We start from the raw sequence: 21,611 nt of genomic DNA, 5'->3' as shown, positions 1-21,611 counted from the left end.
TCTCATGAGCGAAATTATTTACGGCATTCATGCCGTTAAAGCCCTGTTAGAACGCGATCCCCAGCGCTTCCTGGAAGTGTTTATTCTGAAGGGGCGTGACGATCGCCGCCTGCAACCGTTGATCGCCGAACTGGAAGCCACCGGCATCGTGATCCAGGTGGCGAACCGCCAATGGCTGGATGAAAAGGTGGAAGGCGCGGTGCATCAGGGCATTATCGCCCGCGTGCGTGAAGGGCGGCAGTATCAGGAAAACGATCTGCCAGCGCTACTGGACGGTACGGCGGCCCCTTTCCTGCTGGTGCTGGACGGCGTTACGGACCCGCACAACCTGGGGGCCTGCCTGCGCAGCGCCGATGCTGCCGGCGTTCATGCGGTTATCGTGCCGCGCGATCGTTCCGCCCAGTTGAATGCCACGGCGAAGAAAGTGGCCTGCGGCGCGGCGGAAAGCGTGCCGTTGATTCGCGTCACCAACCTGGCCCGCACCTTGCGTTTGCTGAAAGAAATGAATGTTTGGGTGGTGGGGACTGCCGGTGAGGCCGACCATACCCTGTATCAAAGTAAAATGACCGGCCCGATGGCGCTGGTGATGGGCGCCGAGGGCGAAGGCATGCGCCGCCTGACGCGCGAACACTGTGACGAGCTGATCAGCATCCCGATGGCCGGCAGCGTGTCTTCGTTGAACGTCTCCGTGGCGACGGGCATCTGCCTGTTTGAAGCGGTGCGCCAGCGCAGCTGATCGCCACGCGGCGGCTTCCTCTCCCGCCCGTGGGAGAGGGTAGCCAGCGGCCCAGGCCACTGGGCGGCGAATGAATAAACAGTGGCTCTTAATGCGAAAACCTTTTAGATTCACTATCCGGCCTGTAAAGGGCGCCACTCACGATGACAGGAGCAGGGTATGGATATTATTGGCGCATTAGGTGCGTTCGCGGCTTATTTCTTTAGCGGCTTTGCCATGGTGCTGGTCTTCCTGTTCGTCTACACCCGTATTACCCCACATGATGAATGGACGCTGATCAAACAAGACAATCAGGCCGCCGCTTTTGCGTTTATCGGCGCTTGCCTGGGCTATGTGATCCCATTAGCCAGCGCGGCGGTGAATTCGATCGGCATTCTGGATTATCTGCTGTGGGGCGTGGTTGCGCTGGTGGTGCAACTGTTGCTGTTTGCCGCCGTGAAGCTCTATATGCCGCGCGTGAGCAGCAAAATTGAGGCCAACCATGTGGCGGCCGGGATTTTCCTGGGCGGCGTCTCCATCAGCGGCGGTGTGCTGAATGCCGCCTGCATGAGCTATTGAGCCTAACGGTACAGGATGGCCTGTGAATACCACTGGCCGGGCGTTAGCTTGCTTTCCGTATACATCACGATCAAATAATAACTCGCCCCGCGGGCATTCGCCTGGCGGGCGATCTCCGCCTGAATATCCATCGGGCTGCCATATACCCTGGCGCTGACGTTGGCGATCTTTTCCAATCCGTAAGTTTGCGCGCGAGTCACTTCCTGCGCCTGGCCGGCAATGGCGGCCGGCGGCGGCTTCGGCGTGGTCTGGAATACGCTGCAGGCGCAGAGTAGGCTGATCGTGCATAACAGCGTAATGATGCGGGAAAATTTCATCTATGGCCTCGGCGGCTCTGGCTAATATGGCTCCAGTCTAACGCAATACCGGGTGTTTAAGCATATGTTGGAACCGATTGAACTAATGATTTTTTCCCGGTTTTGCCATGATAAAGAGATGTAGATAGACAGGAGTACCGAGATGATCGAGATTTATGACGAACACGCGGGGGATATCGCGTTAATTCACGCCGTGCCGGCTGGGCAGTACGCGCAGCCGTTGCCAACGGTATTTTTCTATCATGGTTATAGCTCGTCAAAAGCGGTCTATTCCTATTTCGGCTATGCGCTGGCCAAAGCGGGGTTTCGCGTGGTGTTGCCGGATGCCGATTTGCACGGTGAGCGTTTTAACGGCGACGAACCGCAACGCTTGGCGCACTTCTGGGAAATCCTGAAAAGCAATATTGACGAGCTGCCGGCGCTGAAGGCGCATTTTGAGCAGCGCGGGCTGATTGCCGATGGCCGCATTGGCGTTGCCGGGGCTTCTATGGGCGGAATGACCACCTTGGGGGCGCTGGTACGCTACCCGTGGATCCAGGCGGCGGCCAGCCTGATGGGATCGGGGGATTTTATCCAACTGCCGAAAACCCTGTTCCCGCCGCTTGGTGCGGATGGTCAGCCGTTGCCGGCGGCGCAGTGGGCGGCGCGCCTGGCCCCGCTGGCCGACTATAGCCCGGAGCAGCAGGTGGAAAAACTGGCCGGGCGGCCGCTGCTGCTTTGGCATGGGGAAGCCGACGACCTGGTGCCGACAGCGGAAAGCCTGCGGTTGGCGCAAGCGCTGCGGGCGCGGGGCCTGGCGCAACAGCTCACGCTACTGACCGAGCCGAATGTAACGCACCGCATCACCCCGTTGGCGCTGGACGCCACGGCGGCGTTTTTCCAACGCGAGCTGTAACCTCTTCTTGCCCCCCGGCGGCGTTCAGGCGCCGCTTTTCGCGCTTGCGCGGAAATAAACAAAGAAAACGCACTTGTTCCTTGAGTTTCCCGCGCAGCGTCAGTATGATTACGCGTCATTTTTCAGCCGCACACAAACACGTTCCTTGCTTCCATGGGCCGCGGTTGACCCTGACAGGAGGCTGAATAATCCGTAAGGAGCAATTCGATGCGTCATTACGAAATCGTTTTTATGGTCCATCCTGACCAAAGCGAACAGGTTCCGGGCATGATCGAGCGTTACAGTGCGACTATCACTAACGCGCAAGGTCAGATTCACCGTCTGGAAGACTGGGGCCGCCGTCAGCTGGCTTATCCGATCAACAAACTGCACAAAGCTCACTACGTTCTGCTGAACGTTGAAGCACCGCAGGAAGCGATCGATGAGCTGGAAACTAACTTCCGCTTCAACGACGCCGTTATCCGCAGCATGATTATGCGCGTTAAACACGCGGTAACCGAAGCATCCCCTATGGTTAAAGCGAAAGACGAACGTCGTGGCGATCGCCGCGAAGATTTCGCTAACGAAACCACAGATGATGCAGATGCTGGGGATTCTGAAGAGTAATTGCCACCGTGACGGCTAATCGTCTGGTCTTGTCGGGCACTATATGCAAGACGCCGGTTCGAAAAGTGAGTCCGTCCGGTATACCCCACTGCCAGTTTGTGCTTGAGCACAGATCCCAGCAGCAGGAAGCCGGATTCAGCAGACAATCATGGTGCAGAATGCCCGTCGTTGTCAGCGGACAAACGTCACAAGCATTAACTCAAAGATTAACGGTCGGCAGTCAGATCACCGTTACCGGCTTCGTGAGTTGCCATCAAGGGCGCAACGGGCTGAATAAACTGGTGCTGCATGCCGAGCAGATTGAATTGATAGATTCTGGAGACTAGCCAAATGGCACGTTATTTCCGTCGTCGCAAGTTCTGCCGTTTCACCGCGGAAGGCGTTCAAGAGATTGACTATAAAGACATCGCTACGCTGAAAAACTACATCACTGAAAGTGGTAAAATTGTCCCGAGCCGTATTACCGGTACTCGCGCCAAATATCAGCGCCAGCTCGCCCGTGCTATCAAGCGCGCGCGCTACCTGTCTTTGTTGCCGTACACTGATCGTCATCAGTAATCGGCCACTGTCCATTAACGACTTTGAGAGGATAAGGTAATGCAAGTTATTCTGCTTGATAAAGTAGCAAACCTGGGCAGCCTGGGTGATCAGGTTAACGTTAAAGCGGGCTATGCTCGTAACTTCCTGGTACCACAGGGCAAAGCTGTTCCTGCTACCAAGAAAAACGTTGAGTTCTTCGAAGCACGCCGTGCAGAGTTGGAAGCCAAACTGGCTGAAACTCTGACTGCTGCCGAAGCTCGCGCAACCAAGATCAACGAACTGGGTTCAGTTACCCTCGTGTCTAAAGCAGGCGACGAAGGTAAACTGTTCGGCTCTATCGGCACCCGCGACATCGCTGACGCAGTGACTGCTGCTGGCGTTGAAGTTGCCAAGAGTGAAGTTCGTCTGCCGAACGGCGTTCTGCGTACCATCGGTGAGCACGAAGTGCACTTCCAGGTACACAGCGACGTATTCGCGCAGCTGAATGTAGTTGTGGTTGCTGAAGCTTAATCGCTTTTTGCATCACCACGGTTAAAACGCCAGCCTTGTGCTGGCGTTTTGCTTTTCTGTTCCCGGCAAAACGCGCTACCCTGATGGCAACAGGGAGGAACGGTTATGGCACAGATTGTGTTACAGCGCGTCTATGCGTTTAGCGGCCCGGCGCCGCAACATGCTTTTCTTATCGATCGGCTTTGGCCGCGCGGTGTCAGCAAACAACGGCTGGCCGGCGTGCAATGGCTAAAGGAGATCGCCCCAGACACGGCGTTACGCCAGTGGTTCCACCATCACCCAGAGCAATGGGATGCCTTTGTTGAACAATACCGCCGCCAACTGGCGGAAAATGGCGCCTGGCAGCCGCTGGTGGCGCTGTTACGGCACGGCGAACTCCTGACGCTACTCTACGGCAGCAAGGACGAGCAGCACAACCATGCGGTTGTGCTGCGGGATTTTCTGCTGCAACAGCTGCAGCAATGAGGAAACTGACGCTAATGCGGTGGGCGTTAACCGTCAGCGCGCGCGGCGATAGCTGCCATCGGGCTGGCGCTGGAAGGTGATCTGGCGATTATCGACGGTGGTGATCGACAGCGCCGCGACCACCCCGGCGGCATCGCGTGCGATGCGGACTTCCTGCCCGGCCTTCAGGTTGCTTAGCGGCTTGTCGTCGCCTTCCACCTGCGCCATGGCGAAGACGTCGTTCACCGGCAGGCTATTGTCGCGAAACAGCTGCGCCAGCGTCTGCCCCGGTTGGATCTGGTAGCTTAGCCAATTGCCTTGTTCGGGCTGTGCCGTTGCGTCGCCGCCCTGCGGCGGTTCCTGTTGTGGCGTGTGCTGCTGATTGCCGGCCAGGGTATCCTGGCTGCCGGTTTCTGGCGAGTAGGGCCATAACAGTGCCAGCAACAGCAATGCGCCGATGATGATGACCCAGCGGCGGTGGAAATTGGGCAGCGGTTCCATCCAGTGGAATGTGTCCGGGGCATGCCAGATTTTAAGCAGCAACGCTTTTATTGCCTGCCCTTTGCCCTGTTCAACGGCGGGTTGTTGTGTTTCCGCCTCTTCCGGCGTAGCCGCAGCCTCCCGTTCCGTATCTGGCTTCAGGCGTGCGCTGACATTAAGCCAAGTGCGCAGCATCGGCATATATATGCGGGTGGTTTTCCTTTTCCTGGGCGTGATTCTGCCCATGGTGACCTCTCTTTAAGCAGCGTAAAATACCGCAGTATCCATGGTGTAGCGCCAACCCGAGAGCCCGTTTCCGCATAATCCGCTAACTGATTGAATTAAGCTGTGTCCGCGATAGGCAGGGCAAGACGGCCAACGGCCAATTGCGACAGCCTAAAGGCCACTAAGGGGTAACGGCGCCTGATGTTAGCATGCGGGGTATTGTTTCTTTTTCTAGCATAAAAGTCACCATTATCCACACAAGATTTTACCCGGCTTTGCCGCGCTGTTATGCTGCTCCTTGTCTTTTCACCGATTAAAGGAAACCCCCCCAATGACAACCCCTTCTTTTGACAGCGTTGAAGCGCAGGCAAGCTACGGGATTGGTTTACAGGTCGGCCAGCAGTTGCAAGAGTCCGGCCTGGAAGGTTTACAACCGGAAGCCCTGCTGGCCGGTCTGCGTGATGCGCTGGAAGGGAATGCCCCGGCGGTTCCAGTAGACGTAGTGCATCGTGCGCTGCGTGAAGTGCACGAGCGTGCGGATGCCGTGCGCCGTGAGCGCCAGCAGGCGCTGGCGGTTGAAGGCCAGAAATTCCTGGAAGAAAACGCCAAGCGCGCCGAAGTCACGCAGACGGAATCCGGCCTGCAGTTTTCCGTGCTGGAGCAGGGCAATGGGCCAATCCCATCCCGCCAGGATCGTGTGCGTGTACACTACACCGGCCGCCTGACTAACGGCGACGTGTTTGACAGCTCCGTAGAACGCGGCCAGCCGGCCGAATTCCCGGTCAGCGGCGTGATCCCAGGCTGGATCGAAGCGCTGACGCTGATGCCGGTTGGGTCTAAATGGCAACTGTATATCCCGCACAACCTGGCCTACGGCGAACGTGGTGCCGGCGCGTCAATCCCGCCGTTTAGCGCACTGGTGTTTGACGTTGAGCTGCTGGAAATCCTCTAATTTCTTTCCCGCTATTCCCTGGGCGCCGGTTGGCGCCCTTATTTTTTGTGCATTGCCGCGTTTTGGCGCTGTGCGCTGATGCCTGCAGGTTGCGTTTGCTACACTATAGTATCGGCGGGGGATGGCTATTTGGCGTAAAGAAAACTAGTCTGGCAATAAAATAGGTGGTTTAGCATACCTGAGGTGGATGATGTTAGAGCAAATTTGCCAGTTGTCCCGTGAAGCGGGCAAGGCAATCATGGCGGTGTATCACGGCGAGCAACCGCTCGAAGCAGCCAAGAAAAAAGACGATTCGCCGGTGACGGCCGCCGATCTGGCGGCACATGACGTTATCAAACGCGGCCTGGCCGCACTGACGCCGGATGTGCCGTTGCTGTCGGAGGAAGATCCCCCTGCCTGGGAGGTGCGCCGCCGCTGGTCGCGTTATTGGCTGGTCGATCCGCTCGACGGCACCAAGGAGTTTCTGAACCGCAACGGCGAGTTTACCGTCAATATCGCCCTGATTGAAAACGGTGAAGCGGTCATGGGGGTGGTGTACGCCCCGGCGATCGACGTGCTGTATCTGGCTGAACGTGGCAACGCCTGGAAAGAGGAAAATGGCGCACGGCGGAAAATTCACGTCAGCAATGGCCAGCCTCCGCTGGTGGTGGTGAGCCGCTCGCACATGGATGCAGAACTGAAGGATTACCTGAAACAGTTGGGTGAACACCAGACGGTTTCCGTCGGCTCGTCGCTGAAGTTCTGCCTGGTGGCGGAGGGCACGGCGCAGCTTTACCCCCGTTTTGGGCCAACCAATGTTTGGGATACGGCGGCGGGCCATGCTGTGGCCGTTGCCGCCGGGGCGCAGATCCGCGATTGGCAGGGCAAAGCGTTGCTCTACACGCCGCGCGAGTCGTTCCTCAACCCGGGGTTCCGGGTTTCCCTGTTTTAATTAATTCGCCAGTAACTGGTGCAGCATGTTCATCACTTGCTGCACTTCTTCCGGCGTAAGCGCGCCGTCTTTGGCAAACTGAATCTTCCCTTGTTTATCCAGCACGATAATTGCGGAGCCTTTCGGCTGCAACTGCCAGGCCTTCTGCACGCGGCCGTTGTCATCGACAATAAACTGCGACCACGGGAATTCTTTTTTGCTGTCCTCAATACTGCCGCGTACAAAAATCCCGCTACCGACAATGGCATCATCCATATTGATGATTGTCGTCGTTTGGTAACGATCGTGCGGTAGATTTGCCTCCTTGAGCGCTTCAATCAGCGGTGCGTTCATCGCTTTGGCGGCGCTGCGGCCCGCAATATGCTGAATGACGCGCACTTTGCCGCTGAGCTGCGCACTGTTCCAGTTGCCGTAGCTGAATGCGCCATTGGTGTAGCGCAGTTCGCCTTCTTCGCTGACGCCAACCGGCGCGACGCGTTGTTGGGGCTGGAAATTATGTGCTGAAGATAAAAGCGGGGTAAGCAGCAATGATATGGCGAGCAGGCTGCTTGTTTTCATAGGTTCTCCTTGCTGGAAAAAATTACCGTCACAACCTAAACAGCAGAAAGCATAGGTGGTGATAGGCGGTCTGTCCTGTTAGCGGGATCGCAGTTTTTTCCTTTGCAGGATATCACCTGCTTTGTGAATGGATATACTGAAAATTAAGGTAATCACTATACGTAACTCTGTCAAAAAGTGTAAATCTAGTGAATAAATTCACTGTGTGGGAACCAAGTCACCGGAATCCGGTCTACACTAGTGCTATGAAATTGCGTTCAGTCTGAAATGCCGCCACGTTGGCGGCCTATTGAACGCGTGGTCCAACGGGAGGAGAGTAATATAATGAGAATCTTCCATCGCTATAACCCATTGAAAGTGGCCAAGTACGTCAAAACCCTATTCCGCGGGCGGCTGTATATCAAAGACGTCGGCGCGTTTGAGTTCGATAAGGGCAAGATTTTGCTGCCAAAAGTGCGTGATAAACGCCACTTCAGCGTGATGTCAGAGGTTAACCGCCACGTATTGCAGTTGCAGTCAGAAATATGTTGATGCTCTTAGGGCGGGGAACCGCCCGGTACGATTGGGCGGTTCGAAACCACCCCCTCGCTATGGCGAGGAGGTGGGTCTGCCGGGATCAGGAAGGGATAGTTTCATCCGCGGCTTTTGGCAAAACTGCCGCAGGCTTGTCGCTTAGCCTGGTCACCAACAGCTGGTCTATCTTGTAGCTGTCGATATCCACCACTTCAAATTTGTACCCGGCGTATTTCACAAAGTCTGTGCGCTTGGGGATCTTGCGCAGCATATACATCATAAAGCCGCCGATGGTTTCGTAGTTGCCTGCCTGCGGGAAGTCATCGATATCCAGCACCCGCATCACGTCGTCAATCGGCGTGCCGCCTTCAATCAGCCACGAGCTCTCATCACGGGCGACAATCTGTTCTTCCTGGCCCTGGCCGACCAGATCCCCCATCAGGGTGGTCATGACGTCGTTCAGGGTAATGATGCCAACCACCAGCGCGTATTCATTAAGGATAACGGCAAAGTCTTCGCCTGCGGTTTTAAAACTCTCCAGCGCTTCTGACAGCGTCAGCGTGTCCGGCACAATAAGCGCTGAACGGATCTGCACGCCGCTGCTTAACGCCAGGCTCTGGTTGCCGAGCACCCGGTTCAGCAGATCTTTGGAATCCACATAGCCCACCACTTGATCGATGTTGCCGTCGCACACCAGGAACTTGGAGTGCGGGTGGGTCAGCACTTTCTGTTTGATGTTCTCTTCGCTTTCGTGCAGATCGAAGAAAATCACGTTTTCCCGCGAGGTCATGGAGGAAGGCACGGTGCGCGATTCTAGCTCGAACACGTTTTCAATCAGCTCATGCTCCTGCTTACGCAGCACCCCGGCCAGCGCGCCCGCCTCCACCACGGCATAGATATCGTCGGAGGTGATGTCGTCTTTGCGCGCCATCGGCAGTTTGAACATGCGGAAGATCAGGTTCGCCATGCCGTTGAAAAACCACACCAGCGGGCGGAAGACCATGATCGAGAAACGCATCGGGTTGATGATCCGGACGGCAACCGTCTCTGGTGCAATCATACCGATGCGCTTCGGGGTTAAATCGGCGAACAGGATGAACAGGCTGGTCACCAGGACGAAAGAACAAATGAAGCTGATCTGCTCTGCCAGCTCCGGGGAAACAATGCGCTCAAACAGAGGTTTAAAGGTGGGAGAGAAGGCGGCGTCGCCGACGATACCGCCAAGGATGGCGACGGCATTCAGGCCAATTTGCACTACGGTAAAGAAGATACCCGGTGTCTCTTGCAGTTTGAGCACCCGGGCGGCGTTAATATTCCCTTCGTCAGCCATCAGCTTAAGCTTGATCTTGCGCGATGCGGCCAATGAGATTTCCGACAGGGCGAAAAAGGCGCTCACGGCGATCAGAAAAAGAATCAGTAATATACTGTCTAACATAGTTTATCCATTCGTGCCGGCGGGATGCCGGCGCTTTTGAGGAGGGTAATTCATTAAAAAAACGTGTGATAACAACCAGAAAAGCGGCTATCAGGCCGTTTTCACGGCCCGCGCATAGTATAACAGCAGCTCACTGAAAGCCGCCAGTGATGAAAAATGACAGCGTTAGCCCTGCGGTGGCAGGCACACCCCGATACCGCCCAGGCCACAGTAACCTTCCGGGTTTTTGTGCAGATACTGCTGGTGATAGTCTTCCGCATAATAGAAAGGCTGAGCGGGGGCAATTTCGGTGGTGATGCGGCGCGCGTCGCCTGCGGCGTCCATTGCCTGCTGGAAACGTTGCAGGCTGCTTTCCGCTTCGGCCTGCTGTTGCGGGCTTAACGTATAAATAGCGGAGCGGTATTGCGTGCCGATATCGCCGCGCTGGCGCATACCCTGTGCCGGATCGTGATTTTCCCAGAACAGCTGTAACAACTGTTTATAGCTGACGGTCTTGGGATCAAACACCACGCGCACCACTTCTGCATGGCCGGTTTGCCCGGTGCAGACTTCTTCGTAGGTGGGGTTCGGGGTAAAACCAGCGCTGTAGCCGGAAGCCGTGCTGTAGACGCCCGCTTGTTCCCAGAACAAACGCTCGACGCCCCAGAAACAGCCCATGGCGAAAATTGCCACTTCCATGCCTTCCGGCACCTGAGTCATTGAGTGGCCGGTGACCACGTTGAGGGTTGCCACGGGCATTGGGGTGGTGCGGCCTGGTAATGCGTTCGCTTTATCAATCGGTTGAGACTTATCAAAAGATGGCACCACGGTTGACTCCTGTTATCACGATAATTATTGGGCCAAGACGCCCTGGCGTTAGTTGTATCTGAACGCCTCTTTGCCCACAATAGGCAATATGTTGCGTTTCTGTGTAAGTTTAACGCAGTATATAGGGCGCAAAAAGCAGAGAATGTGTCTTGTTTGCGGCTGGGCATGCCGCTCAATGGTGCCGTGGTGGTTGATAAATCATCGTGTTATCCCGGTGTAATCCCCGGCACCAGTGCTAAGGTTGTATAGGAAAAGTAGAATAATCTAAGGAGAACGCGTGCCACGATACCGTGCCCTTTGCGTTTTATGCGTGTTATTTACTGCGCCGCCGGCATTGGCGGCCAACGTACGCTTGCAGGTGGAAGGTCTTAGCGGGGAGTTGGAACAAAATGTTCGGGTACGTTTGTCCGCGATTGGCAGTGATGAAGTCAGTGCCGATGGGCGCTTTCGTGCGCGCGTGGATCAGGCCATCCGCCAGGGGCTGCGGCCGCTGGGCTACTATCAGCCGACCATTGATTTCTCGCTGGATAACAACCCAAACCTGTCGCGGCCGGTGCTGCATGCGAAGGTCAACCCCGGTGAGCCGGTGCGTATCGCTGGCGCCGACATTGTGTTGCAAGGCGGTGCCAGAACCGATGAAGACTATCTCGCGGCGGTGAAGCGCGGGCGCCCGGAGATTGGCGCTATTTTGAACCACGGTACCTACGACAGCTTTAAAAGTTCCCTGACCGGCCTGGCGCTGCGCAAAGGGTATTTTGATGCCGAGATGGTCAAGAGCCAGCTTGGGGTGGCGGAAGATTTGCACCAGGCCTACTGGGATATCGATTTTGACAGCGGTGAGCGTTATCACTTCGGCGACGTTAAGTTTCAAGGCTCGCAAATCCGCGAAGATTATCTGCAAAATCTGGTGCCTTTCCATAAAGGGGATTATTACAGCTCGGGCGATCTGGCCGAGCTGAACCGCCGTTTGTCTGCCACCGGTTGGTTTAACTCGGTGGTGGTATCGCCGGACTTCAAGGATTCAAAAGCGAGCAAAGTGCTGCCGCTGGACGCGGTGGTTTCCCCACGCAGCCGTAACACCATGGAAGCCGGCGTTGGCTATTCCACCGACGTTGGCCCGCGCGTAAAAGGGGTGTGGAAAAAACCGTGGTTGAACGATCGTGGCCACAGCCTGGAAACCAGCGCCTATGTTTCGGCGCCGGAGCAACAGCTCGATCTCTCGTATAAAATCCCGCTGCTCAAGAGCCCGCTGGAGCAGTATTACCTGCTGCAGGCCGGTTTCAAAAGCCAGGACCTGAATGATACCAAGGCGGACAGCACCAAGGTGGTGGCATCGCGCAACTGGGATCTTTCCAGCGGCTGGCAGCACGCCGTTAACTTTACCTGGCGGCTCGACCACTTTACCCAGGCGAACGTCACCGATACCACCATGCTGCTGTATCCTGGGGTGAGCGTGGCGCGTACCCGTTCACGCGGCGGGTTGATGCCAACCTGGGGCGACTCGCAGCGCTATTCCCTCGATGTTTCCGACACCACGTGGGGATCCGGCGTTGATTTTGCCCTGTTGCAGGCGCAGAACGTGTGGATCCGCACCCTGGCGGAGAAACACCGCTTTGTGGCGCGCGCGCAGGCGGGTTGGATTGAAACCAATAACTTCGATAAGATCCCGCCGGATCTGCGCTTTTTCGCCGGGGGCGATCGCAGCATCCGTGGTTACAAATATAAAAACATTTCACCGCGTGACGATGACGGTAAGCTGACCGGTGCGTCGAAAATGTTCACCGGCTCGCTGGAGTACCAATATAACGTGACGGGCAAATGGTGGGGCGCGGTGTTTGTCGATTCCGGTGAAGCCGTGAACGATATCAGAAAAAGCGATTTCAAAACCGGGGCGGGCGTCGGCGTGCGCTGGCAGTCGCCGGTTGGGCCAGTGAAGCTGGATATTGCCGCCCCTGTGGGGGACCAGGAAACCCACGGGGTGCAGTTCTATATCGGTTTGGGGCCTGAACTATGAGCCTGATAAAAAAGATTTCTCTTGGATTTTTAATCGTACTGCTGCTGATCGTGGGCAGCGTGGCGTTTTTGCTGGGCACCACCACCGGTTTGCATATGGTGATCAACGGCGCCGCACGCTGGGTGCCCGGCCTGGATATCGCCAGCGTCACCGGCGGCTGGCGCGATCTGACGTTGAAAGGCGTCAAGTATCAGATGCCGGGCGTTACCGTCAACGCCGGCCAGTTCCACCTCTCGCTCGATCTGTCCTGTTTCCGTCGCAGTTCGCTGTGCGTTAACGCGCTGACCGCCGACGATGTCGACGTTGCGGTGGATACCGCGAAAATGGCGCCTTCGGCGCCGGCGGAGGAGAACAGCGAGCCCACCACCAACCTGAGTACGCCGTATCCGATCACGCTGCGCATGCTGGCGCTAAACAATGTCAACGTGCGAGTGGACGAAACCGCGATTTCGCTGGCGCAGTTCCATACCGGCGCACAGTGGCAAGAGCGTGCATTAACGCTGTTGCCGACCAAAATCAGTTCGCTGCTGATCGCCTTGCCGAAAACCCCGCAGAACCCGTTGCCGGAAGCGGTGCAACCGGCGGTGGATATCGCGAAGCAGGCCGCGGAGAAAGCCAGCGATACGCCAGCACCCGCGCCGAAGTTGGAAGAGAAGCCGCTGGGCGAAACGTTAAAAGAACTGTTTGCCAAACCGCTATTGCCGGATCTGCCGGAAATTCGCCTGCCGCTGGATATTACCGTGAAGGAAATCCGCGGTGAGCAGTTGCGCCTGACCGGCGATACCGATGTGTTGATTTCCAGCCTGCTGTTGCAGGCCAGCACTCAAGATCAGCACATCAAACTGGATAGTTTCACCGTTCAGTCGCCGCAGGGCTCGCTGTCGGCGAAGGGGCAGGCTTCACTAACCGGTACCTGGCCGGTGACGATGGCGGCGAATGCAGCGTTGAACATTGATCCGCTAAAAGGCGAGAAGATTAAGCTCGATATCGGTGGCGGCCTGCGTGAAGCGCTGACGGTGGCGCTTAACCTTTCCGGCCCGGTCGGCGCTCAACTCGACGTGCAGACCCAGTTGGCGGAAGCCGGCCTGCCGTTGGCGCTGACGTTGCAGAGCAAACAGCTCAAGTGGCCGCTGGCCGGTGCCGCGCAGTACCAGGTGGATGATTTCCAACTGCGCTTTAGCGGCAAAGCGACGGATTATGCGCTGTCGACCCGCGCCAATATCAAAGGCCAGGATTTGCCGCCGGCGGTGCTGACGCTGGATGGCAAGGGCAACATTGAACAGTTCAAGCTCGATCGCTTGCGCCTGGCGGCGCTGCAGGGCAATACCGATCTCACGGCGCTGGTGGACTGGAGTAAAGCGATCAGTTGGAACTCGCAGCTTACGCTGAGCGGCATCAACACCGCCAAACAGTGGCCGGAATGGCCGGCGAAGCTGGAAGGTAAAATCACCACGCGCGGTAGCCTGTATGGCGGCAGTTGGCAGTTGCAGGTGCCGCAGTTGGATCTGCGCGGCAACGTGAAGCAAAACAGCGTGTCGGCGCACGGCTCGCTGAGCGGCAATGCGGCCGGCCAGTGGACGATCCCCGGCGTCAATCTGGCGCTGGGGCGCAATACGCTGAACGTGAAAGGCCAGTTGGATGAAAAGAGCTGGAACCTGGATGCCAATATTGATGCGCCGCGCCTTGATGGTGCGCTGCCGGGGCTGGGCGGCACCGCCAAAGGGGTGCTCAAACTGCGCGGCAACCTGCAGGCGCCGCAGCTGTTGGCGGATCTGGTCGCTTCCGGCCTGCAATGGCAGGCGTTGCGCATTAACCGGGTGAAGATCGACGGCGATGTGCGCTCCAGCGATCAGATCCAGGGGCAACTGGCGGTGCGCGTGGAACAGCTCAAGCAGGATGCGCTGGAAGTTAACCTGCTGACGCTGGAAGCCAAGGGCAGCGAGAAACAGCATACGCTGCAACTGAAAATCGATGGCAAGCCGGTTTCTGGGCAACTGGCGCTGGCCGGCAGCTTTGATCGCCAGCAGCAGCGCTGGCGCGGCAATCTGAACAACACCCGTTTTGATACCCCGGTCGGCGAATGGCGCCTGACGCGCGCTATCGCCCTGGATTACCTCAATACCCAACAGAAAATCAGCGTTGGGCCGCACTGCTGGCAAAACCCGGATGCGGAACTGTGTGTGCCGAACACCATTGAAGCGGGCGCCAGTGGGCAGGCAAGCGTGGTGCTTAACCGCTTTGATCTGAACATGCTCAAACCGTTCCTCGGCGAGGAAACCGCACTGAGCGGGGTGTTTAACGGCCGTGCCGACGTAAGCTGGAAAGCGGGCGAAGCGCTGCCGCAGGCGAAAGTCTCGCTGGTGGGCAACGGTGTGAAGGTGGTGCAGCAGGTGCAGGGCAAGCCCCTGCCGATCGCCTTTGACCGCTTGAACCTCAACGCGGCGTTGAACAATGGCCGCGCCCAGGCGGACTGGCTGATTAAGCTCACCAACAACGGCCAACTGGAGGGCAACGTGCAGGTGGCCGATCCGCAAGGGCGGCGCAACATCGCCGGCAACGTCAACATCACCAATATTTCGCTGGCGCTGCTCAACCCGGCGCTGATGCAGGGTGAGAAGGCGGCGGGGATGCTGAACGCCAACCTGCGCTTGGGCGGCAGTGTGCAAAAACCGCTGGTGTTTGGCCGCCTGGCGCTGGATCAGGTGGATATCGACGGCAACTGGATGCCGTTTGATATGACCAATGGCCGGCTGGTGATTAACTTCAACGGCATGAGTTCAACGCTGGAAGGGCTGATTGCGACGACCCATGGGCAGTTGAACTTGACCGGGGACGCAGACTGGCGCGAGCTTAACGCCTGGAATGCGCGCATTGCCGCCAAGGGGGATAAGCTGCGCGTTTCAGTGCCACCGATGGCCCGTGTTGATGTTTCGCCTGACGTGGTGTTTGAAGCCACGCCGCAGCTCTTCTCGCTTAACGGCAAGGTGGATATCCCGTGGGCACGCATTACCGTCCAGGAACTGCCGGCAAGCGCGGTGGGCGTCTCTTCCGATGAGGTGATGCTGGACGACAAGCTGCAGCCGATACATGAGCAAACCGCGTCCATCCCGATCAACAGCAACCTGATGATCCACGTGGGCGATGACGTGCGGCTTGATGCCTTTGGCCTGAAAGCCGGCCTGAAGGGCGATCTGAAGGTGGTGCAGGATAGAAACGGCCTTGGCCTGAATGGCCAGATTAATATCCTGAACGGGCGTTTCCACGCCTATGGCCAGGATCTGATTGTACGCAAAGGCCAACTGATGTTCTCTGGGCCGCCGGATCAACCCTACCTGAACATGGAGGCGATCCGTAATCCGGATTCCACCGAGGACGACGTGGTGGCCGGGGTGCGCGTGACCGGGCTGGCGGATGCGCCGAAGCTGGAAGTGTTCTCCGATCCGACCAAATCACAACAGGAAGCCTTGTCTTATCTGCTGCGCGGCCAGGGCCTGAGCAGTTCCGGCGCCGATGGCAACGCCATGACCTCAATGTTGATCGGTATGGGGGTTGCACAAAGTGGGCAACTTGTGGGTAAAATCGGCGAGGCGTTTGGCGTAAGTAATTTGGCCCTTGATACCCAGGGAGTTGGCGACAGTTCCCAGGTTGTAGTGAGCGGTTATGTCCTCCCTGGCTTACAAGTAAAATATGGGGTGGGTATTTTCGACTCGCTGGCCACGCTGACGTTGCGTTACCGCTTGATGCCCAAGTTGTATCTGGAAGCGGTGTCTGGTATCGACCAGGCATTAGATTTGCTCTATCAGTTTGAGTTTTAGCGATGCGAATAATTGTCTACGGCAGTTTAAGGCGCAAACAGGGGAACAGCCACTGGATGACCAATGCCCAGTGGCTGGGTGAACATGAGCTCGACGGCTACCAGATTTATAATTTGGGCCACTATCCAGCGGCAATCGTGGGGGAGGGGACGATACATTGTGAAGTGTACCGGATCACCTCTTCGATTCTGGCCGAACTGGATGAACTGAAAAGTAATACCAAAGATTACCGGCGCGAACTGATTCAAACGCCTTATGGGAGCGCGTGGATCTACCTGTATAAACACAGTGTGGAAGGTTATCCGCTGATCGAAAGCGGCGACTGGCTAAAGCGTGACGAAGAATAAGTAGAACGGCAATAAAAAAAACACCGCCCACTGGGCGGTGTTTTTTCATGGCGTGCGGCCTTATTTTTTGGCGGCACGCTCGAAAGAGGCGATGATTTCGGCTTTAGCCGCGGCGGCGTCTGCCCAGCCTTCGACTTTAACCCATTTGCCTTTTTCCAGATCTTTATAGTGCTCGAAGAAGTGGGCGATTTGTGCCTTTAGCAGTTCTGGCAGATCGTTCACGTCTTTGATGTGATCGTATTCTTTAGTCAGTTTGCTGTGCGGAACGGCAAGCAGTTTCGCATCTTCACCGGCTTCATCGGTCATTTTCAGAACGCCGACCGGGCGGCAGCGGATCACGGAACCCGGCTGCAGTGGGTATGGCGTTGGCACCAGTACGTCAACCGGATCACCGTCCAAAGACAGCGTGTGGTTGATGTAGCCGTAGTTGCACGGGTAGAACATTGCGGTGGACATGAAACGGTCAACGAACAGCGCGCCGGTTTCTTTGTCGATTTCGTATTTGATCGGATCGGCGTTAGCCGGGATCTCGATAACTACGTAGATATCTTCTGGCAGGTCTTTGCCAGCAGGGACCAGGTTCAAGCTCATGTCGGTTTCCTTTCATCAAACCAGAAATGGAGTGGCGGCTATTATAGCGGACTCTTTTACGATTTCCTGCCCTTTTCATCACCGGCGCCGTGTGGCTTGGGCGTTGCGATGTTTTCCGGATTAATCCGGCGCCAGCCAGGGCTATGATGCAACGTTAGCGCCTGGCGGCGGGGGGGATTATTCGTCTGGGAATTCGGCGATAAAGCGTTCTGCGTCTTCGACCATCGATTTGGTGCCGACGAAGAACGGCGCCCGCTGGTGCAGCTTCTCAGGGAGGATATCAAGAATACGGTTTTTGCCGTCGCTGGCCTTGCCGCCAGCCTGTTCGGCCAGGAATGCCATCGGGTTGCATTCATACAACAGGCGCAGCTTGCCTTTTGGGTGGCTGGCGGTGCTGGGGTATATGTAAATACCGCCTTTCAGCAGGTTGCGATGGAAGTCGGCAACCAGTGAGCCGATATAGCGTGAGGTATAAGGACGTAACGTCGCTTCATCCTGTTCCTGGCAGTATTTGATGTATTTCTTCACGCCGAGAGGGAACTTGATGTAGTTGCCTTCGTTGATGGAATACATATTGCCGGTGTCCGGGAATTGCACCCGTTCGTGTGAGAGGCAGAACACCCCCAACGACGGATCGTAGGTGAAAGCATGAACGCCGTGGCCGGTAGTGTAGACCAGCATGGTTGAAGAACCATAGACCACGTAACCGGCTGCGACCTGGCGGTTGCCGGGTTGCAGGAAATCTTCTTCGGTGACGGGAGTGCCCACAGGCGTTACACGCCGGTAAATAGAGAAAATAGTACCGACAGAGACGTTAACATCAATATTTGATGAACCGTCCAAAGGATCCATAAGCACGACATATTTGCCGTTTTCTGCACGCTCGCCGTCGAAAATAACGATCTCGTCTTCTTCTTCAGAAGCGATGCCGGCCACTTCGCCGCGCGCTTTTAATGCTGCCTTCAGTTTTTCATTCGCGTACAGATCCAGCTTCATCTGGACTTCACCCTGTACGTTTGAAACGCCGCTGGTGCCGAGGATATCCACCAGGCCCGCTTTATTGATGTCGCGGTGGATAATCTTGGCGCCCAACTTGATGGCGGAGAGTAACGCAGTCAGCTCACCGGTGGCGTGAGGAAAGTCGTGTTGTTTCTCGACGATAAATTCGCCTAACGTTTTCATGACACATTCCCTGAATCGACAGATGGACAGCGATTTGGTAACAAACCGCTTACGTTTTCTTCAGCAGTGTAGCCCAAAGCGAAACGCTATTCATAGGCAAATCCATTTCTTCTGGACTAATCTGAGGGTTAGAATAAGCGCTAATTCGACGTCACTAAATGAGAAACCTATGCGCATTCACATTCTTGGGATCTGTGGCACCTTTATGGGGGGGTTGGCGATGCTGGCCCGCTCGTTGGGGCATGAGGTCACCGGCTCAGACGCTAACGTCTACCCGCCAATGAGCACGCTACTGGAGAACCAGGGAATCGATCTCATTCAGGGTTACGATCCGGCCCAGTTGGATCCCGCTCCCGATCTGGTGATCATCGGTAATGCCATGACGCGCGGCAATCCTTGCGTGGAAGTGGTGTTGGAACAGGGGATCCCGTATGTTTCCGGGCCGCAGTGGCTGCACGATTATGTGCTGCGCGATCGTTGGGTGCTGGCGGTGGCGGGCACCCATGGCAAAACCACCACGGCAGGCATGGCGACCTGGATCCTGGAAGCGTGTGGCTATCAACCGGGGTTTGTCATTGGCGGCGTACCGGGCAACTTTGAGGTTTCTGCACGTTTGGGCGACAGTCCGTTCTTTGTGATCGAAGCCGATGAGTATGACTGTGCGTTCTTCGACAAACGATCGAAGTTTGTGCATTACTGCCCGCGGACCCTGATCATGAACAACCTGGAGTTTGATCACGCCGATATCTTTGACGATCTGAAAGCGATCCAGAAACAGTTCCACCACCTGGTGCGCCTGGTGCCGGGCAAAGGCCGGATCATTGTGCCGGAGAATGACGCGCACCTGAAGCAGGTGATGGCGATGGGCTGTTGGAGCGAGCAGGAGCTGGTCGGGGAAGATGGCACTTGGCACGCACGTAAGCTAACGCCAGACGCCAGCCATTATGAAGTGTTGCTCGACGGTGAAAAAGTGGGGGAGGTCAAATGGGCCTTGGTGGGCGAGCATAATATGCACAATGGTCTGATGGCGATCGCCGCCACCCGGCATGTAGGCGTGTTGCCGGCCGATGCCTGCCGTGCGTTGGGGGATTTCATCAACGCCCGCCGCCGGCTGGAACTGCGTGGTGAAGCCAATGGCGTGACCGTCTATGACGATTTTGCCCATCACCCAACCGCCATTCTTGCCACCCTGGCGGCTTTGCGTAGTAAGGTCGGCGGCACGGCGCGCATTTTGGCGGTGCTGGAGCCACGTTCCAACACCATGAAAATGGGCATCAGCAAGAATGAACTGGCGCCGTCATTGGGGCGCGCTGACGAAGTGTTCCTGTTCCAGCCGCACCATATTCCGTGGCAGGTTGCCGAAGTGGCGGAAGCCTGCGTGCAGCCGGCGCACTGGAGCGCCGATCTGGATACGCTGGTGGACATGATCGTAAAAACCGCTCAGCCTGGCGACCATATACTGGTGATGAGCAACGGCGGTTTTGGCGGTATCCACGATAAGCTGCTGGCGGCGCTGGCGAAAAAAGCCGAGCTGAAAGCGCATTATTGATTGCCGCAGGCTCCAAACTGATGAAACCGCCATTCCGGCGGTTTTTTTATGCTCTGCAGGCCCTGTTTTTGCCGTCCACCGCATCTGCCCAAGTGATTTACGCGCATAAAAAAGCCCCCGCGAGCGGGGGCAAAGGGGTTCGTCGGATAGGACGACGAGTTTTTTCTAGGAAACCCGGGGTGGTTTTTTTGTGCAATAGCCGGGAGGAGCCGGCTATTGCTACCATGGCGACTACTTGTAGATTTCGGCCGTAGCGTGCCAGTTGCCGTTTTCGTTCGCTTCGATAATGCGGTAGGCGGTTGCGCCTTGCTTATCGGCTTTTTCAGAAAGTGCCTGGCGTACATCGGAAGGCGCGCCGATGATGCTGCCTACGCTGATGGTGCCGATTGATTGCAGGGTTTCTGCCTGTTGGTTATTAACCAGGGTGGCGGCTGACGCACCGAAAGCCAACATGGATAAGGCGCTGAGCGCTAAAACGGTAGCTTTAATTTTCATTTCTAACCTCACTGTATTCTCGGATCCATTCACATAGCTTGTGATCCACATCGTGGAAATGAGTATACATCTAGTAACCTTGAAAATTAATAGCAAGCTAACGATATGCAATAAGGCTTTTTTATTAACATTCGCGTGATAATAATCAGAAAGAATAAAAACTGAACACTAAATAACCATTCCATGTTAAAAGCATGTGATTTCAATAGACTGGTAACTTTTGATTAAACGTGCGTAACAATCAGATCGGTAAAGGGTGGGGGAATGGCTTTTATGGGGAACAGGAAAAGGGCGTGCGGCGAGGTTGACGAGTGGGTAAATACAAGAACGCGGCTCACACCGCGTTTTTTGCTGCCCTGTGGCGCTATAATTCCTGTTCGAACAGCGCCAGGATAGCTTCGAATAGCTGATGGGCGGTAAAATTACTGGCAGGCGTCACGAAAATAGTGTCATCACCAGCGATGGTGCCAAGGATGCCTTCCGATTTGCCGAGTGAATCAAGCAGGCGGGCGATCAGCTGCGCAGCGCCGGGGCTGGTGTGGATAACCACCAAGGCATCATTATGATCGACATCCAGCACCAAATTTTTCAGCGGGCTGGTGGTGGTCGGTACACCAAGCTCCGCGGGAAGGCAGTACACCATTTCCATTTTGGCATTGCGCGTGCGTACGGCGCCGAACTTTGTCAGCATACGCGATACCTTGGACTGGTTGATATTTTCGAAACCTTCTTCTTGCAGCGCTAAAACGATCTCGCCCTGAGAGCTGAATTTTTCTTCTTTCAATAACGCTTTGAACGCTTTGATCAGATCTTCCTGCTTTGCGGGATTACGCATTTTGCACCGTGGAATGTTGAGAGACAGAAGCCATTATTATGCATTTATATGCATTTTTATGCAATAAGGGGACGGTGGAATGTGGGGTTGCATGGCATGGCGAGCGTGGAGCGCGCTATTCTAGCAGTATCGGCCGCGGATGAATATGCCTTTTGGCGCGGAGGCCACACCACTCAAAAAGTGAACAAAATGTTATAGAAGTGATATTATTGTGATGTAAAGGAAGGGTGTAATGTGGCGTTCGGACCAGCCTGCGTGTGATTTAACACGTATTAT

The 21,611-nt window shown here is 56.1% G+C and carries 24 protein-coding genes; 15 read left to right on the top strand and 9 right to left on the bottom strand.

Annotated elements, in window-relative coordinates; translation table 11 throughout:
* Positions 1-4: 4 nt before the first annotated feature.
* Both rlmB and ACN28Q_RS09595 read left to right on the top strand, forming a co-directional pair.
* Positions 5-736, top strand: coding sequence for a 23S rRNA (guanosine(2251)-2'-O)-methyltransferase RlmB (rlmB, locus tag ACN28Q_RS09600; protein ID WP_095846142.1), 732 nt, complete (start codon positions 5-7; stop codon positions 734-736).
* 159 nt (positions 737-895) lie between these two features.
* A complete protein-coding gene (locus tag ACN28Q_RS09595) occupies positions 896-1,294 on the top strand; it encodes a DUF350 domain-containing protein (RefSeq protein ID WP_095846141.1) in 399 nt (132 codons plus the stop codon).
* A 2-nt stretch (positions 1,295-1,296) separates the two neighbouring features.
* Here the strand turns inward: ACN28Q_RS09595 and bsmA are convergent, their stop codons facing one another.
* Positions 1,297-1,611: a biofilm peroxide resistance protein BsmA gene (bsmA, locus tag ACN28Q_RS09590; RefSeq protein WP_095846140.1), complete on the bottom strand. Its 315-nt coding sequence runs from the start codon at positions 1,609-1,611 to the stop codon at positions 1,297-1,299.
* A gap of 142 nt (positions 1,612-1,753) precedes the next feature.
* On the opposite strand from bsmA, the gene yjfP reads away from it, so the two are divergent.
* The 6 genes from yjfP to ACN28Q_RS09560 all read left to right on the top strand — a co-directional run bounded on the left by yjfP (position 1,754) and on the right by ACN28Q_RS09560 (position 4,627).
* Complete coding sequence (gene yjfP, locus ACN28Q_RS09585) at positions 1,754-2,506, top strand: esterase (RefSeq protein ID WP_095846139.1); 753 nt, start codon at positions 1,754-1,756, stop codon at positions 2,504-2,506.
* 207 nt (positions 2,507-2,713) lie between these two features.
* Positions 2,714-3,112: a 30S ribosomal protein S6 gene (gene rpsF, locus ACN28Q_RS09580; protein WP_095846138.1), complete on the top strand. Its 399-nt coding sequence runs from the start codon at positions 2,714-2,716 to the stop codon at positions 3,110-3,112.
* An 8-nt stretch (positions 3,113-3,120) separates the two neighbouring features.
* A complete protein-coding gene (gene priB, locus ACN28Q_RS09575) occupies positions 3,121-3,438 on the top strand; it encodes a primosomal replication protein N (RefSeq protein WP_095846137.1) in 318 nt (105 codons plus the stop codon).
* A gap of 4 nt (positions 3,439-3,442) precedes the next feature.
* Positions 3,443-3,670 (top strand): 30S ribosomal protein S18, encoded by a 228-nt coding sequence (rpsR, locus tag ACN28Q_RS09570; protein ID WP_000135199.1) that lies wholly within the window; start codon positions 3,443-3,445, stop codon positions 3,668-3,670.
* A gap of 39 nt (positions 3,671-3,709) precedes the next feature.
* A complete protein-coding gene (gene rplI, locus ACN28Q_RS09565; protein WP_095846136.1) occupies positions 3,710-4,162 on the top strand; it encodes a 50S ribosomal protein L9 in 453 nt (150 codons plus the stop codon).
* Between the two features lie 105 nt (positions 4,163-4,267).
* Entirely contained in the window at positions 4,268-4,627 is a 360-nt protein-coding gene (locus tag ACN28Q_RS09560; RefSeq protein ID WP_095846135.1) for a DUF488 domain-containing protein, read from the top strand.
* 33 nt (positions 4,628-4,660) lie between these two features.
* Here ACN28Q_RS09560 and ACN28Q_RS09555 read toward each other — a convergent pair whose 3' ends face one another.
* Positions 4,661-5,332: a LysM-like peptidoglycan-binding domain-containing protein gene (locus tag ACN28Q_RS09555; RefSeq protein WP_095846134.1), complete on the bottom strand. Its 672-nt coding sequence runs from the start codon at positions 5,330-5,332 to the stop codon at positions 4,661-4,663.
* A gap of 310 nt (positions 5,333-5,642) precedes the next feature.
* Between ACN28Q_RS09555 and ACN28Q_RS09550 the strand changes: the two genes are divergently transcribed.
* Both ACN28Q_RS09550 and cysQ read left to right on the top strand, forming a co-directional pair.
* A complete protein-coding gene (locus ACN28Q_RS09550; protein WP_095846133.1) occupies positions 5,643-6,263 on the top strand; it encodes a BamJ family beta-barrel-assembly machinery protein in 621 nt (206 codons plus the stop codon).
* A 190-nt stretch (positions 6,264-6,453) separates the two neighbouring features.
* Positions 6,454-7,194 carry a 3'(2'),5'-bisphosphate nucleotidase CysQ gene (gene cysQ / locus ACN28Q_RS09545; RefSeq protein ID WP_165907035.1) on the top strand — a complete coding sequence of 247 codons (741 nt, stop codon included), beginning with the start codon at positions 6,454-6,456 and terminating at the stop codon, positions 7,192-7,194.
* Here the strand turns inward: cysQ and ACN28Q_RS09540 are convergent, their stop codons facing one another.
* On the bottom strand, positions 7,195-7,752 hold the full coding sequence (locus ACN28Q_RS09540; RefSeq protein WP_095846131.1) for a YtfJ family protein: 558 nt from the start codon (positions 7,750-7,752) through the stop codon (positions 7,195-7,197).
* A gap of 324 nt (positions 7,753-8,076) precedes the next feature.
* On the opposite strand from ACN28Q_RS09540, the gene ACN28Q_RS09535 reads away from it, so the two are divergent.
* A complete protein-coding gene (locus ACN28Q_RS09535; protein ID WP_095846130.1) occupies positions 8,077-8,283 on the top strand; it encodes a DUF1107 domain-containing protein in 207 nt (68 codons plus the stop codon).
* Positions 8,284-8,368: 85 nt separating this feature from the next.
* Here the strand turns inward: ACN28Q_RS09535 and paeA are convergent, their stop codons facing one another.
* Positions 8,369-9,700, bottom strand: a complete 1,332-nt coding sequence (gene paeA, locus ACN28Q_RS09530; RefSeq protein ID WP_095846129.1) for a polyamine export protein PaeA — start codon at positions 9,698-9,700, stop codon at positions 8,369-8,371.
* Positions 9,701-9,865: 165 nt separating this feature from the next.
* Positions 9,866-10,507, bottom strand: coding sequence for a peptide-methionine (S)-S-oxide reductase MsrA (gene msrA / locus ACN28Q_RS09525; protein ID WP_165907032.1), 642 nt, complete (start codon positions 10,505-10,507; stop codon positions 9,866-9,868).
* 277 nt (positions 10,508-10,784) lie between these two features.
* Here msrA and tamA point away from each other — a divergent pair, with 277 nt between their 5' ends.
* The 3 genes from tamA to ACN28Q_RS09510 are packed head-to-tail and all read left to right on the top strand — an operon-like array spanning position 10,785 to position 16,683.
* The gene (gene tamA, locus ACN28Q_RS09520; RefSeq protein ID WP_095846128.1) at positions 10,785-12,521 is read left to right on the top strand and encodes an autotransporter assembly complex protein TamA; all 1,737 of its coding nucleotides are present in this window, start codon (positions 10,785-10,787) and stop codon (positions 12,519-12,521) included.
* Complete coding sequence (gene tamB / locus ACN28Q_RS09515; protein ID WP_095846127.1) at positions 12,518-16,336, top strand: autotransporter assembly complex protein TamB; 3,819 nt, start codon at positions 12,518-12,520, stop codon at positions 16,334-16,336. Before tamA ends, tamB begins: the two co-directional genes overlap by 4 nt.
* A 2-nt stretch (positions 16,337-16,338) precedes the next feature.
* Positions 16,339-16,683 (top strand): gamma-glutamylcyclotransferase family protein, encoded by a 345-nt coding sequence (locus tag ACN28Q_RS09510; protein WP_095846126.1) that lies wholly within the window; start codon positions 16,339-16,341, stop codon positions 16,681-16,683.
* A gap of 60 nt (positions 16,684-16,743) precedes the next feature.
* On the opposite strand, the gene ppa is transcribed toward ACN28Q_RS09510, so the two are convergent.
* Positions 16,744-17,274 carry an inorganic diphosphatase gene (gene ppa, locus ACN28Q_RS09505; RefSeq protein ID WP_095846125.1) on the bottom strand — a complete coding sequence of 177 codons (531 nt, stop codon included), beginning with the start codon at positions 17,272-17,274 and terminating at the stop codon, positions 16,744-16,746.
* 177 nt (positions 17,275-17,451) lie between these two features.
* On the bottom strand, positions 17,452-18,456 hold the full coding sequence (fbp, locus tag ACN28Q_RS09500) for a class 1 fructose-bisphosphatase (protein WP_095846124.1): 1,005 nt from the start codon (positions 18,454-18,456) through the stop codon (positions 17,452-17,454).
* Positions 18,457-18,625: 169 nt separating this feature from the next.
* Here fbp and mpl point away from each other — a divergent pair, with 169 nt between their 5' ends.
* Positions 18,626-20,005, top strand: a complete 1,380-nt coding sequence (gene mpl / locus ACN28Q_RS09495; RefSeq protein ID WP_095846123.1) for a UDP-N-acetylmuramate:L-alanyl-gamma-D-glutamyl-meso-diaminopimelate ligase — start codon at positions 18,626-18,628, stop codon at positions 20,003-20,005.
* A 231-nt stretch (positions 20,006-20,236) separates the two neighbouring features.
* Here the strand turns inward: mpl and yhcN are convergent, their stop codons facing one another.
* Positions 20,237-20,500 (bottom strand): peroxide/acid stress response protein YhcN, encoded by a 264-nt coding sequence (gene yhcN, locus ACN28Q_RS09490; RefSeq protein ID WP_095846122.1) that lies wholly within the window; start codon positions 20,498-20,500, stop codon positions 20,237-20,239.
* A gap of 364 nt (positions 20,501-20,864) precedes the next feature.
* Entirely contained in the window at positions 20,865-21,335 is a 471-nt protein-coding gene (gene argR, locus ACN28Q_RS09485) for a transcriptional regulator ArgR (protein WP_095846121.1), read from the bottom strand.
* Between the last annotated feature and the right edge of the window lie 276 nt (positions 21,336-21,611).

The sequence above is a fragment of the Gibbsiella quercinecans genome (genome assembly GCF_002291425.1).
Classification (GTDB): Bacteria; Pseudomonadota; Gammaproteobacteria; order Enterobacterales; family Enterobacteriaceae; genus Gibbsiella; species Gibbsiella quercinecans.
This window is presented reverse-complemented; position numbering and strand designations above follow the sequence as displayed.

Bases quoted from the DNA above. Each gene is read 5' to 3' on its own strand.
- rlmB (WP_095846142.1), top strand. From the start codon at position 5: ATGAGCGAAATTATTTACGGCATTCATGCCGTTAAAGCCCTGTTAGAA.
- ACN28Q_RS09595 (WP_095846141.1), top strand. From the start codon at position 896: ATGGATATTATTGGCGCATTAGGTGCGTTCGCGGCTTATTTCTTTAGC.
- bsmA (WP_095846140.1), bottom strand. From the start codon at position 1,611: ATGAAATTTTCCCGCATCATTACGCTGTTATGCACGATCAGCCTACTC.
- yjfP (WP_095846139.1), top strand. From the start codon at position 1,754: ATGATCGAGATTTATGACGAACACGCGGGGGATATCGCGTTAATTCAC.
- rpsF (WP_095846138.1), top strand. From the start codon at position 2,714: ATGCGTCATTACGAAATCGTTTTTATGGTCCATCCTGACCAAAGCGAA.
- rpsR (WP_000135199.1), top strand. From the start codon at position 3,443: ATGGCACGTTATTTCCGTCGTCGCAAGTTCTGCCGTTTCACCGCGGAA.
- rplI (WP_095846136.1), top strand. From the start codon at position 3,710: ATGCAAGTTATTCTGCTTGATAAAGTAGCAAACCTGGGCAGCCTGGGT.
- ACN28Q_RS09560 (WP_095846135.1), top strand. From the start codon at position 4,268: ATGGCACAGATTGTGTTACAGCGCGTCTATGCGTTTAGCGGCCCGGCG.
- ACN28Q_RS09555 (WP_095846134.1), bottom strand. From the start codon at position 5,332: ATGGGCAGAATCACGCCCAGGAAAAGGAAAACCACCCGCATATATATG.
- ACN28Q_RS09550 (WP_095846133.1), top strand. From the start codon at position 5,643: ATGACAACCCCTTCTTTTGACAGCGTTGAAGCGCAGGCAAGCTACGGG.
- cysQ (WP_165907035.1), top strand. From the start codon at position 6,454: ATGTTAGAGCAAATTTGCCAGTTGTCCCGTGAAGCGGGCAAGGCAATC.
- ACN28Q_RS09540 (WP_095846131.1), bottom strand. From the start codon at position 7,752: ATGAAAACAAGCAGCCTGCTCGCCATATCATTGCTGCTTACCCCGCTT.
- ACN28Q_RS09535 (WP_095846130.1), top strand. From the start codon at position 8,077: ATGAGAATCTTCCATCGCTATAACCCATTGAAAGTGGCCAAGTACGTC.
- paeA (WP_095846129.1), bottom strand. From the start codon at position 9,700: ATGTTAGACAGTATATTACTGATTCTTTTTCTGATCGCCGTGAGCGCC.
- tamB (WP_095846127.1), top strand. From the start codon at position 12,518: ATGAGCCTGATAAAAAAGATTTCTCTTGGATTTTTAATCGTACTGCTG.
- ACN28Q_RS09510 (WP_095846126.1), top strand. From the start codon at position 16,339: ATGCGAATAATTGTCTACGGCAGTTTAAGGCGCAAACAGGGGAACAGC.
- ppa (WP_095846125.1), bottom strand. From the start codon at position 17,274: ATGAGCTTGAACCTGGTCCCTGCTGGCAAAGACCTGCCAGAAGATATC.
- fbp (WP_095846124.1), bottom strand. From the start codon at position 18,456: ATGAAAACGTTAGGCGAATTTATCGTCGAGAAACAACACGACTTTCCT.
- mpl (WP_095846123.1), top strand. From the start codon at position 18,626: ATGCGCATTCACATTCTTGGGATCTGTGGCACCTTTATGGGGGGGTTG.
- yhcN (WP_095846122.1), bottom strand. From the start codon at position 20,500: ATGAAAATTAAAGCTACCGTTTTAGCGCTCAGCGCCTTATCCATGTTG.
- argR (WP_095846121.1), bottom strand. From the start codon at position 21,335: ATGCGTAATCCCGCAAAGCAGGAAGATCTGATCAAAGCGTTCAAAGCG.